We start from the raw sequence: 12364 nt of genomic DNA on the forward strand, positions 1-12364 counted from the left end.
CCCGCCGACACCCCCGTACCCGGCCCTCCCGTGTCCGGCCGCGGCGGGCGCTCGGAGCGGGCCGTCCGGGAGCCCGCGGCGGGCGCCGGGGCCCGGTCAGCCTTCGGCGGGCGGCTGGTCCGGGGCTTTGGCCAGGAGCGTCGTCAGCAGGCGGATGGCGGCCCGCTTGTCGAGCGGATCGTTCCCGTTGCCGCACTTCGGGGACTGGATGCAGGACGGGCAGCCCGCCTCGCACTCGCAGGCCGCGATCGCCTCGCGGGTGGCGGTCAGCCAGCGGGCGGCCGTGTGGAAGGCGCGCTCGGCGAAGCCCGCCCCGCCGGGGTGGCCGTCGTACACGAAGACCGTCGGCAGCAGCGTGTCGGGATGGAGGGGGACCGACACCCCGCCGATGTCCCAGCGGTCGCAGGTCGCGAAGAGCGGCAGTATGCCGATGGAGGCGTGCTCGGCGGCGTGGAGGGCGCCGCCGAGGGCCTGGGGGTGGACCCGGGCGTCCTCCAGCTGGTCCTCGGTCACCGTCCACCACACGGCCCGGGTGCGCAGCGTGCGGGGCGGGAGGTCGAGCTTGGTCTCGCCCAGCACCTCACCGGTGATCAGCTTGCGGCGCAGGAAGGAGACGACCTGGTTGGTGACCTCGACGGAGCCGAAGCACAGCCGCGCGTCCCCCCACGGGATCTCGGTGGTGGTCTCCAGGATGGAGATCGCGGTGGTGTCGCGGGCGGTGGTCGAGTACGGCGGACTGGCCTCCTCCACCAGCGCGACCGAGTCCTCCAGGTCGAGCTGCCGGACGATATAGCTCCTGCCCTGGTGGAGGTGGACGGCGCCCTCGTGGACGGTGGTGTGGGCGGCCGAGGCGTCCACGGTGCCCAGCAGCCGCCCGGTCGCCGCCTCCACGACCTGGACCGGGCTGCCGCCCTCCCCACGGATGTCGGCGAGGTCGGCGGCGCGCTCGCGGCGGGTCCAGTGCCAGGCGGTCGCACGGCGGCGCAGCAGCTTGCGCTGCTCCAGCTGCGGCAGCAGCTCCTCGGTGGCGGGGCCGAAGAGGTCCAGGTCCGCCTCGGTGAGCGGCAGCTCGGCGGCGGCCGCGCACAGGTGCGGCGCGAGGACGTACGGGTTGTCGGGGTCCAGGACGGTGGACTCGACGGGCTGCCGGAAGAGGGCGTCCGGGTGGTGGACGAGATAGGTGTCCAGCGGGTCGTCCCGGGCGACCAGGATCGCGAGGGCCCCCTGCCCGGTCCGTCCGGCCCGCCCCGCCTGCTGCCACAGGGAGGCCCGGGTGCCGGGATAGCCGGCCAGTACGACGGCGTCCAGACCGGCGATGTCCATGCCGAGTTCCAGGGCGGTGGTGGCGGCGAGGCCGAGGAGGTCACCGGAGTGCAGGGCCCGCTCCAGGGCGCGGCGCTCCTCGGGGAGATATCCACCGCGGTAGGCGGCCACCCGGTCCGGCAGGGACCGGTCGACCTCCGCCAGCCGCTCCTGGGCGATCAGGGCGATCAGTTCGGCGCCGCGCCGGGAGCGCACGAAGGTGACGGTGCGGACGCCCTGGACGGCGAGGTCGGTGAGCAGGTCCGCGGACTCCGCGGTGGCCGTGCGGCGGACGGGGGCGCCCTGCTCGCCGTGCAGCTCGGTCAGCGGCGGCTCCCACAGGGCGAAGACCACCTCGCCGCGGGGCGAGGAGTCCTCGGTGATCGCCGTGACCGGCACTCCGGTCAGCCGGGTGGCCGCCACGGCCGGGTCCGCGGAGGTGGCCGAGGCGAGCAGGAAGACGGGCGAGGAGCCGTAGCGGGCGCAGACCCGCCGGAGCCTGCGCAGCACCTGGGCGACATGGGAGCCGAAGACGCCGCGGTAGGTGTGGCACTCGTCGATGACGACGTAGCGCAGCGCGCGCAGGAAGGAGGACCACCTGGGGTGGCCGGGCAGGATGCCCCGGTGGAGCATGTCGGGGTTGGTGAGCACGTAGTTCGCGTACTGGCGGACCCACTCGCGCTCCTCCACCGGCGTGTCGCCGTCGTACACCGCCGCCCGCACCCCGGCCCCCAGCGGGGCCGCGAGGTCGGCCACGGAGCGGCGCTGGTCGGCGGCGAGCGCCTTGGTGGGCGAGAGGTACAGGGCGGTCGTGCCCCGCCCGCTGGGCTCCTCCGAACCGTCCAGCAGGGTGCTGAGCACGGGGGCGAGATACGCCAGGGACTTGCCCGAGGCGGTGCCGGTGGCCACGACCACGGATTCTCCGCGCAGGGCGTGGGCGGCCGTGCGTGCCTGATGGGCCCACGGGCGCTCGATTCCGGCGGCCCGGACGGCGTCGATCACTTCCGGTCGGATCGGCGAAGGCCAGTCGGCATGGCTGCCGAGACGCGGGGGCAAGTGCTCCGTATGAGTGATGCGCGCGCCTCGGCCTGCTCCGGTGCCGAGCCGGTCGAGAACGGCCCGGGGCGAGGGGCGTATGCCCGCCTGCCGCGGGAGTTGGTCGTGGGCCATCGACACCGAGTGTGTCACTGGTCTGACGGACAATGGGCTCAAGGCGTCGTGCACGCCTGCTGGTAAGTGATTGAATGCCATCGCGGCTGCCGATCCATGGGGGGCGACCGCTCGATGCAAGGTGCTGGAGGATCCGTGGACCTGTCCCTGTCGACTCGGACCGTTGGCGACCGCACGGTCGTCGAGGTCGGTGGCGAGATTGATGTATATACCGCGCCCAAGCTGCGCGAGCAGCTGGTCGAGCTTGTCAACGACGGTAGCTACCACCTGGTCGTCGACATGGAGGGCGTCGACTTTCTCGACTCCACCGGGCTCGGCGTGCTCGTCGGCGGGCTGAAGCGCGTACGTGCCCATGAGGGCTCACTGCGTCTGGTGTGCAACCAGGAGCGCATTCTCAAGATCTTCCGTATCACCGGCCTGACCAAGGTGTTCCCCATCCACACCTCGGTCGAGGACGCTGTCGCGGCGACTGACTGACCAGTCGCCGCGGGAAGACCACAAGGGGGTCCCGGGCGGTTTCGCCCGGCCCCCTGATCTGCACGCCCATACGCCCGAGGGGGATGGCATGGCCACTGTCGAACTCCGCTTCAGCGCGCTTCCCGAGCACGTCAGGACCGCCCGGCTGGTCGCGGCTGCCGTAGCGCGTCGGGCGGGGGTGGACGAGGCCGTGCTCGACGAGGTGCGGCTCGCGGTCGGCGAGGCCTGCACCCGTGCGGTGGGGCTGCACCTGAGCAACGGGGTGGACGCCCCGGTGCGGGTGGCGCTCACCGAGGAGGAGAAGAAGTTCTCCATCGAGGTCGGCGATGAGTCCCCGACCTCGGCGGGGCACGCCCCGGGCTCCCACCCGGATGTGGACGACGAGGGCGAGAGCGAGGACGAGATGGGCCTCGCGGTCATCAGCGGGCTCGTCGACGACGTCGAGGTGACGACCAGCGAGACCGGCGGTGTGATCCGCATGAGCTGGCCGGCCTCACCCCAGTCCCTCGTGCCGTAACGATTCCGCCGCCATCCCGCTCCATCCGCCGTGACCTCCGGGCCGGCCGTCCCCGTGACGGTCGGCCCGGTCGTCGTTCCGGAGCACGTTCCGGTTGTCGTTCCGGCCGCCCTTCCTGAGGCCCTTCGGGAGGTCCGGAAAGCCGCTCTGAACAGCACTTTTCATAGTGCACTGAGATCGTTTATGGAGATCATTCCACCCCCGTCAGTGAATTGTTGACCTTCCTCCTTCCGGAGGAATTCCCGGGGCCCAAACCTATTGATCTTCGCTGGTGCAGGCGAATTCCCATTCCGGCGCCCTGTTTTGATCGTGTGACGCTACTTACAATCCGTCCACATCTTGAGCTCAGGACGCCTGAGCGTGGCGGCTCTTCTGCGGTCGCAGAACTGCTGCGCGCGCCCATGTGCCAAACGTCAAGGAGGACGAATGGCGGGGCCTCTCACCCCTCATCAGCTGGATCTCACCACGACCCTGGCCGCCGCAGAGCTGACCGATGACAACCGTGTGATCGTGATGGTGATCGCTGCCGTCGCGATCGCGGCGCTCGCTGTCGCCGTGGTGCTGGTACGACAAGTGCTCGCAGCCGGCGAGGGCACGGACAGTATGAAGAAGATCGCCGAGGCCGTTCAGGAAGGCGCGAATGCCTATCTGGCCCGGCAGCTGCGCACCCTCGGCGGATTCGCCGTGGTCGTGTTCTTCCTGCTCATGCTGTTGCCGGCGGACGACTGGCCGCAGCGCATCGGGCGATCGGTGTTCTTTCTGATCGGCGCGGGATTCTCGGCGGCCACCGGCTATATCGGCATGTGGCTCGCGGTGCGCAGCAATGTGCGCGTCGCCGCCGCGGCCCGGGAAGCGACCCCCGAGGCCCCCACCACCCCGGTCAACGGGGATTCCGCATCGTCCGCTCCCGGGGTCCCCGGGAAGCCCGCCGTGGATCTGACGGCGGTCTCGCACAAGGCGATGAAGATCGCCTTCCGCACGGGCGGCGTGGTCGGCATGTTCACCGTGGGCCTCGGCCTGCTGGGCGCGTCCTGCGTGGTGCTCGTGTACGCGGCCGACGCGCCCAAGGTGCTGGAGGGCTTCGGTCTCGGTGCCGCGCTGATCGCGATGTTCATGAGGGTCGGCGGCGGCATCTTCACCAAGGCCGCCGACGTCGGTGCCGACCTGGTCGGCAAGGTCGAGCAGGGAATCCCCGAAGACGACCCGCGCAACGCCGCGACCATCGCGGACAACGTGGGCGACAACGTCGGCGACTGCGCTGGCATGGCCGCCGACCTGTTCGAGTCGTACGCGGTGACCCTGGTCGCCGCGCTGATCCTCGGCAAGGCGGCCTTCGGCGACGCGGGCCTCGCCTTCCCCCTGCTCGTCCCGGCCATCGGTGTGATCACCGCCATGATCGGGATCTTCGCCGTGGCCCCGCGCCGCGCCGACCGCAGCGGGATGACCGCCATCAACCGCGGCTTCTTCATCTCCGCGGTGATCTCGATGGCGCTGGTGGCGGCCGCGGTCTTCATCTATCTGCCGTCCAGCTACGCCGACCTCGACGGTGTCACCAACCGCGAGATCCTCGGCCACAGCGGTGATCCGCGCATCCTCGCGCTGGTCGCCGTCGCCATCGGCATCGTGCTCGCCGCGCTCATCCAGCAGCTCACGGGCTACTTCACCGAGACCACCCGGCGCCCCGTGCGGGACATCGGCAAGACCTCGCTGACCGGCCCGGCCACCGTGGTGCTCTCCGGCATCTCGGTGGGGCTGGAGTCGGCCGTCTACTCGGCGGTGCTGATCGGGCTCAGCGTCTACGGCGCGTTCCTGCTCGGCGGCACCTCGATCATGCTGGCGCTGTTCGCGGTCGCGCTCGCCGGGACCGGTCTGCTCACCACCGTCGGCGTCATCGTCGCGATGGACACCTTCGGCCCGGTCTCCGACAACGCGCAGGGCATCGCCGAGATGTCCGGCGACGTCGAGGGCGCGGGCGCCCAGGTGCTCACCGACCTCGACGCGGTCGGCAACACCACCAAGGCGATCACCAAGGGCATCGCCATCGCGACGGCGGTGCTCGCCGCGGCGGCGCTCTTCGGCTCCTACCGCGACGCCATCGCGGAGGCCGTCTCCGAAGTGCACACCTCCGTGTCCGGGCAGATGAACCTCAGCCTGGACATCTCGCAGCCCAACAACCTGGTCGGGCTCGTCCTCGGCGCCGCCGTCGTCTTCCTCTTCTCGGGGCTGGCGATCAACGCGGTGTCGCGGTCGGCCGGTGCGGTGGTCTTCGAGGTGCGGCGACAGTTCCGGGAGAAGCCCGGGATCATGAACTACACCGAGAAGCCGGAGTACGGGCGGGTCGTCGACATCTGCACCAAGGACGCGCTGCGCGAGCTGGCCACCCCCGGTCTGCTGGCGGTCCTGGCGCCGATTGCCGTCGGCTTCGCCTTCGGGGTCGGCGCGCTCGGCTCGTTCCTGGCCGGGGCGATCGGCACCGGCACCCTGATGGCGGTCTTCCTCGCGAACTCCGGGGGCGCCTGGGACAACGCGAAGAAGCTGGTGGAGGACGGGCACCACGGCGGCAAGGGCAGCGAGGCCCATGCCGCGACGGTGATCGGCGACACGGTCGGCGACCCGTTCAAGGACACCGCCGGTCCCGCGATCAACCCGCTGCTGAAGGTCATGAACCTGGTGGCGCTGCTGATCGCCCCGGCGGTCGTGAAGTTCAGTTACGGCGGCAACGCGAGCCCGGGGCTCCGCGCGGCGATCGCCGCGCTGGCCGTCGCGATCATCGTCGGCGCCGTCTACGTCTCCAAGCGGCGCGGAATCGCCGTGGGTGACGAAGGCAACTCCGAACGCGTCGCGAAGTCAGCCGACGCGGCGGTGGTGTCCTGACCCGGAAGCGGTCACGGGGCCCTGTGAGCCCCCGCGGCATGCGGGCGGACGGTGTGCGACGGCACGCCGTCCGCCCGCAGCCGTGTCCGCCTTCGGCGCGTTCACCACATGAGCGCGATGAGGCGGATGGCACACCGAGCTTGGTTCAATTGGCTGCAAAAGTATCCATACAGGATGCTCGGCAGGCGGCCCGAGCGGCTTGGCCGTGTATGTTCCGGGGCCGAGAGCCATGGAAGGGACCAATCCGGTGAACAAGAAGCTTGTGGCACTGTCCGGCGGTGCGGCACTCGTACTGGCGCTGAGCGGCTGCGGCGGCGGCGATGACGGCGACAAGAAGGCCAACGACTGGGCCAAATCGGTCTGTGACGAGGTGCAGCCGCAGCTGAAGAAGATCCAGGGCGCCAACGCCTCCATTCGGGCGGCGTCCGAGGAGCAGGACTCCAAGAAGCTCCAGCAGACGGACTCCAAGGCGTTCCAGCAGATCTCCGAGTCCTACGCGGCGCTCGCCAAGGCGGTGAAGAAGGCCGGCGCCCCGCCCGTCGACAACGGCGAGCAGACCCAGAAGCAGGCCGTCAAGGAGCTGAACGCCACCTCCGGGGCGTACAACGACCTGAAGACGACCGTCGACAAGCTCGACACCTCGGACAAGTCCAAGTTCGCCGAGGGCCTCAAGGGAGTCGCCGACGAGCTCAAGAAGCTCAGCGACTCGGGTGACAAGGCCCTCCAGCAGCTCCAGGCGGGCAAGGTCGGCACCGCGATGTCGAAGCAGCCCGGCTGCCAGAAGCCGAAGACCGGCGCCACCAGCGCCGCGTAAGGCGCGAGGGCCAGGCTGCACGCCCCTGTTGTCGGGCTGTAGGGGTGCCGACTTATCCACAGGGTGGCTTTTCCACAGGCCGCCGCCCGTCGTCGCCGACGGTCGGCGGTTGCCCCGACAATGGGGGCGTGAGTATGCACCAGCCCCCGTCCCGCCTCCCGATCCCCGACCCCGAGCGCACCACCCGCCTCCGCGAAGCGCTGCTGGCCGCGGCGTTCACCGCCGACGGCCTGCTGGATCTGCTCGGCGCGTCCGCCTACGCCGCCCTGGCCCGCGGCGAGACCGTCCCCGCGCTGCGCGCGGCCCGCGGCGGCAGCCCGCTGGAGATCCTGGTGCGGCTCTTTCTGCTCCAGCGCCCGGTCTCCGACGAACGGGCGGCCGAGGCCCTGCCGGTGACGGACTGCCTCACCGACGGCTGGCTGGTGCGGGACGGCTCCGAGGTGCGCGCGAGCGTGGACGTGCGCCCGTACGGCGGCCCCGAGGGCCAGGACTGGTGGATCGTCTCCGACCTCGGCTGCGCGGTCGGCGGCGCCGGAGGCATCGGCGGGCCCGGCGGCGCCCGTGGGGCCGCGGAGCGCTCGCAGCTCGTCCTCGGCGTCGGCGGCGCGTCCACCACGCTGGCCGGTCTCACCGTCCGTACGCCCGTCAAGCGGGCCCTCGACCTCGGCACCGGCTCCGGCATCCAGGCGCTGCACGCGAGTCGGCACGCCGCCCGCGTCACCGCCACCGACCCCAATCCGCGCGCCCTCGGCATGGCCCGGCTCACCCTCGCCCTCTCCGGGGCGCCGGAGCCGGATCTGCGCGAGGGGTCGCTCTTCGAGCCGGTCGGCGGCGAGACGTACGACCTGATCGTGTCGAACCCGCCGTTCGTGATCTCGCCGCGCTCCGCGGAGGGCGACCGGCTGGTCTACCGGGACGGCGGGATGTCCGGGGACGATCTGTGCCGCACCCTCGTCCAGCAGGCGGCCGGTCATCTCGCCGAAGGCGGCTGGTGCCAGCTGCTCGCCAACTGGCAGCACGTCCGGGGCGAGGACTGGCGCGAGCGGCTGGCCTCCTGGGTGCCGCCCGGCTGCGACGCCTGGATCGTGCAGCGCGAAGTGCAGGACGTCGCGCAGTACGCCGAGCTGTGGCTGCGTGACGCGGGCGAGCACCTGGCCGGTCCCGAGGCGTACGCGGCGCGCTACGACGCGTGGCTGGACGAGTTCGAGGCGAGCGGGACCACGGCCGTCGGGTTCGGCTGGATCACGCTGCGCAAGTCCGGCGCCGACCGGCCCTCGGTGACGGTGGAGGAGTGGCCGCACCCGGTCGAGCAGCCGCTGGGGGAGGCCGTGGCGGCCCACTTCGACCGCCAGGACTTCCTGCGCGCACACGACGACGCGGCGCTGCTGACGGCCCGCTTCCGGCTCGCCGACGAGGTCGTCCAGGAGCAGGTCGGCCTGCCCGGCATGGAGGACCCGGAGCACGTGGTGCTCCGGCAGAACCGGGGCATGCGCCGCGCGACCAAGGTCGACACGGTGAGCGCGGGCTTCGCGGGGGTGTGCGACGGCACGCTGAGCGCGGGCCGGATCCTGGACGCGATCGCCCAGCTGCTCGGGGAGGACCCGGTGGTGCTGCGCGACCGCACCCCGCAGTCCATCCGGCTCCTGGTCGAACAGGGCTTTCTCCAGCCGGTGGCCGACGAGGTCCCGTAGCGCGCGCCGGGCGTACGCCGGGGGCGCGGCCGCGCGCCCCCTTGCCCCCGCGTGGCGGGATGCCGCCGCCGGGGACGTGAACGGGGCCGGAAAAGGCGGTCGCGCGCCGTTCACCCGGGGTTCGTGCGTACGCCTACCGCGCGTGCCACGCTCCGGGCATGGAGAGCGGACCTGCGATCTTCGCCGGAACGGCATTCGTGTTGTTCGGTACGGCCCTGCTGCTGTGGACAGCGGTGCGGCTGCGGCAGCGTGTGCCGGTCGCCGACGGTGTGAGTCCCGTCGCTTCCGCGACCCTCTCCCTTCTCTTCGTCGCCGCCTGTCTGGGCGGCGGGATCTGGTGCCTCGGTTACGCCTGACAGGGCGCCTTCCGCGAGGCTTGTGCCGGTCCGGGCGGCAGACAGGACGCTTGTCGGGTTACCGTTCGAGTGGCGTTGCGGGCTTTTTCCGTTTGACACGGGGGCGGGATGTACCGTCACACTCCGCAGCGTCACCGTAGAGGGCCGTGTACGCGTTACCCGCGCTGCAAGCGTCCGTTCACCGAGCGTCGACCGGAGAGAAGAGCGAAGTTGTCCCCGACCACCAGCGAGACCGCACAGGGCGGCCGCCGACTCGTCATCGTCGAGTCGCCTGCCAAGGCGAAGACGATCAAGGGCTACCTGGGCCCGGGCTACGTGGTCGAGGCGAGCGTCGGGCACATCCGGGACCTGCCGAACGGTGCGGCCGAGGTACCCGACAAGTACACCGGCGAGGTGCGTCGGCTCGGCGTGGACGTCGAGCGGGACTTCCAGCCCATCTACGTGGTGAACGCGGACAAGAAGAGCCAGGTCAAGAAGCTCAAGGAGCTGCTCGCCGAGTCCGACGAACTCTTCCTCGCCACCGATGAGGACCGGGAGGGCGAGGCCATCGCCTGGCACCTCCAGGAGGTCCTCAAGCCCAAGGTGCCGGTCCGCCGGATGGTCTTCCACGAGATCACCAAGGACGCGATCCGCGAGGCCGTCGCCAATCCGCGCGAGCTGAACAAGCGCCTGGTCGACGCTCAGGAGACCCGCCGCATCCTGGACCGCCTCTACGGCTACGAGGTCTCGCCGGTCCTGTGGAAGAAGGTCATGCGGGGCCTGTCCGCGGGCCGCGTCCAGTCGGTGGCCACCCGTCTCGTCGTCGAGCGCGAGCGCGAGCGCATCGCCTTCCGCTCCGCCGAGTACTGGGACCTGACCGGCACCTTCTCCACCGGCCGCGCCGGTGACGTCAGCGATCCGGGCACCTTCGGCGCCCGGCTGTCCGCCGTGGACGGCCGCCGGGTCGCCCAGGGCCGTGACTTCACCTCGCTCGGGCAGCTCAAGGACGGGTCGAGCGTCCTGCACCTGGACGAGGCGGACGCCCGTGCCCTGGCCGCCGGCCTCGCGGACACCGCCTTCACGGTGCGGTCCGTCGAGTCCAAGCCGTACCGCCGCTCGCCGTACGCCCCGTTCCGTACGACGACGATGCAGCAGGAGGCCAGCCGCAAGCTCGGCTTCGGCGCCAAGGCCACCATGCAGGTCGCGCAGAAGCTGTACGAGAACGGCTACATCACCTATATGCGCACGGACTCCACCATCCTGTCCGACACGGCGGTGGCGGCGGCCCGGGCGCAGGTCACGCAGCTGTACGGCGCCGACTACCTGCCGGACAAGCCGCGGTCGTACGCGGGCAAGGTGAAGAACGCGCAGGAGGCGCACGAGGCCATCCGCCCCTCGGGCGATCGTTTCCGCACCCCGGCGGAGACCGGGCTCACCGGTGACCAGTTCCGGCTGTACGAGCTGATCTGGAAGCGGACCGTCGCCTCCCAGATGAAGGACGCGGTCGGCAATTCCGTCACCGTCAAGATCGGCGGCCGGGCGAGCGACGGCCGGGACGCGGAATTCTCCGCCTCCGGCAAGACGATCACCTTCCACGGCTTCATGAAGGCCTACGTGGAGGGCGCCGACGACCCGAACGCCGAGCTGGACGACCGCGAGCGCCGTCTGCCACAGGTCGCCGAGGGCGACGGGCTCACCGCGGAGGAGATCACCGCCGACGGCCACGCCACCAAGCCCCCGGCCCGCTACACCGAGGCGTCGCTGGTCAAGGAGCTGGAAGAGCGCGAGATCGGCCGTCCGTCCACGTACGCCACGATCCTCGGCACCATCCTCGACCGCGGCTATGTGTTCAAGAAGGGCACCGCGCTGGTGCCGTCCTTCCTGAGCTTCGCCGTGGTCAACCTGCTGGAGAAGCACTTCGGCCGGCTCGTCGACTACGACTTCACCGCGAAGATGGAGGACGACCTCGACCGCATCGCGCGCGGTGAGGCCCAGGCCGTGCCGTGGCTCAAGCGGTTCTACTTCGGCGAGGGCGTGAACGGCGCCGACGGCGGTGACGCCGGTGAGGGCGCAGCGGCCGAGGCCGGGAACGGCGACGGCGATCACCTCGGCGGCCTGAAGGAGCTGGTCACCGACCTGGGTGCGATCGACGCCCGGGAGATCTCGTCCTTCCCCGTGGGCGACGGGATCATGCTGCGCGTCGGCCGCTACGGCCCGTACGTCGAGCGCCCGTCCCAGACCGAGGGCGAGACCGGCCACCGCGCCGACGTGCCCGACGACCTGCCGCCGGACGAGCTGACCGTGGCGTTCGCGGAGGAGCTGCTCGCCAAGCCGAGCGGCGACTTCGAGCTGGGCACCGACCCGGAGACCGGGCGTCCGATCGTCGCCAAGGACGGCCGCTACGGTCCGTACGTCACCGAGGTGCTCCCCGACGACACCCCGAAGACCGGCAAGAACGCGGTCAAGCCGCGCACCGCCTCGCTCTTCAAGTCGATGTCCCTCGACACGGTGACCCTGGAGGACGCGCTCAAGCTGATGTCGCTGCCGCGCGTCGTCGGCACCGACCCCGAGGGCACCGAGATCACCGCGCAGAACGGCCGCTACGGCCCGTATCTGAAGAAGGGCACCGACTCGCGCTCGCTGGAGCGCGAGGAGCAGCTCTTCACCATCACGGTCGACGAGGCGCTGGCGATCTACGCCCAGCCCAAGCAGCGCGGCCGCGCCGCGGCCAAGCCGCCGCTGAAGGAGCTGGGCACCGACCCGGTCAGCGAGAAGCCGGTCGTGGTCAAGGACGGCCGCTTCGGCCCGTACGTCACGGACGGCGAGACCAACGCGACGCTGCGCCGGGACGACGACGTCGAGACGATCACGCCCGAGCGCGGCTACGAGCTGCTGGCGGAGAAACGCGCCAAGGGCCCGGCGAAGAAGACCGCCAAGAAGACGGCGGCGAAGAAGACCGCGGCCAAGAAGACGGCGGCCAAGAAGACCACCGCGAAGAAGACGGCCGCCAAGAAGACCGCGGCGAAGAAGACGACGACCGCGGCGAAGAAGACCACGGCCAAGAAGACGGCCGCGAAGAAGACCACGGCGGCCAAGACGGCCACGGCCGAGAAGACGGCGGCCAAGGCGGAGTAAACGCCTGGTCGCGGCCACGTCATCCGCGTGCCCCCGCCCGTTTGTTCGG

Annotated in this window: 8 protein-coding genes; 7 read left to right on the forward strand and 1 reads right to left on the reverse strand. The window is 71.1% G+C overall.

All coding sequences use genetic code 11. From position 1 onward, the window contains the following. Nucleotides 1–96 precede the first annotated feature (96 nt). Complete coding sequence (locus EEJ42_RS26340; protein WP_123103586.1) at nt 97–2553, reverse strand: DEAD/DEAH box helicase; 2457 nt, start codon at nt 2551–2553, stop codon at nt 97–99. Between the two features lie 54 nt (nt 2554–2607). On the opposite strand from EEJ42_RS26340, the gene bldG reads away from it, so the two are divergent. From bldG to topA, 7 genes are all read left to right on the forward strand, one after another. Then, complete coding sequence (gene bldG / locus EEJ42_RS26345; protein WP_009716787.1) at nt 2608–2949, forward strand: anti-sigma factor antagonist BldG; 342 nt, start codon at nt 2608–2610, stop codon at nt 2947–2949. An 88-nt stretch (nt 2950–3037) separates the two neighbouring features. Beyond that, nucleotides 3038–3466, forward strand: a complete 429-nt coding sequence (locus EEJ42_RS26350) for an ATP-binding protein (protein ID WP_123103588.1) — start codon at nt 3038–3040, stop codon at nt 3464–3466. A gap of 426 nt (nt 3467–3892) precedes the next feature. Beyond that, entirely contained in the window at nt 3893–6340 is a 2448-nt protein-coding gene (locus EEJ42_RS26355) for a sodium-translocating pyrophosphatase (RefSeq protein WP_123103590.1), read from the forward strand. Nucleotides 6341–6587: 247 nt separating this feature from the next. Continuing rightward, nucleotides 6588–7154 (forward strand): small secreted protein, encoded by a 567-nt coding sequence (locus EEJ42_RS26360; RefSeq protein ID WP_246097399.1) that lies wholly within the window; start codon nt 6588–6590, stop codon nt 7152–7154. Between the two features lie 134 nt (nt 7155–7288). Beyond that, complete coding sequence (locus EEJ42_RS26365) at nt 7289–8845, forward strand: DUF7059 domain-containing protein (protein ID WP_123103594.1); 1557 nt, start codon at nt 7289–7291, stop codon at nt 8843–8845. 158 nt (nt 8846–9003) lie between these two features. After that, nucleotides 9004–9201 carry a hypothetical protein gene (locus EEJ42_RS26370; RefSeq protein WP_123103596.1) on the forward strand — a complete coding sequence of 66 codons (198 nt, stop codon included), beginning with the start codon at nt 9004–9006 and terminating at the stop codon, nt 9199–9201. Between the two features lie 210 nt (nt 9202–9411). Further along, complete coding sequence (gene topA, locus EEJ42_RS26375; protein WP_123103598.1) at nt 9412–12315, forward strand: type I DNA topoisomerase; 2904 nt, start codon at nt 9412–9414, stop codon at nt 12313–12315. Nucleotides 12316–12364 lie beyond the last annotated feature (49 nt).

It is taken from the genome of Streptomyces botrytidirepellens (assembly GCF_003721215.1).
In the GTDB taxonomy this organism is placed as follows: domain Bacteria; phylum Actinomycetota; class Actinomycetes; order Streptomycetales; family Streptomycetaceae; genus Streptomyces; species Streptomyces himastatinicus.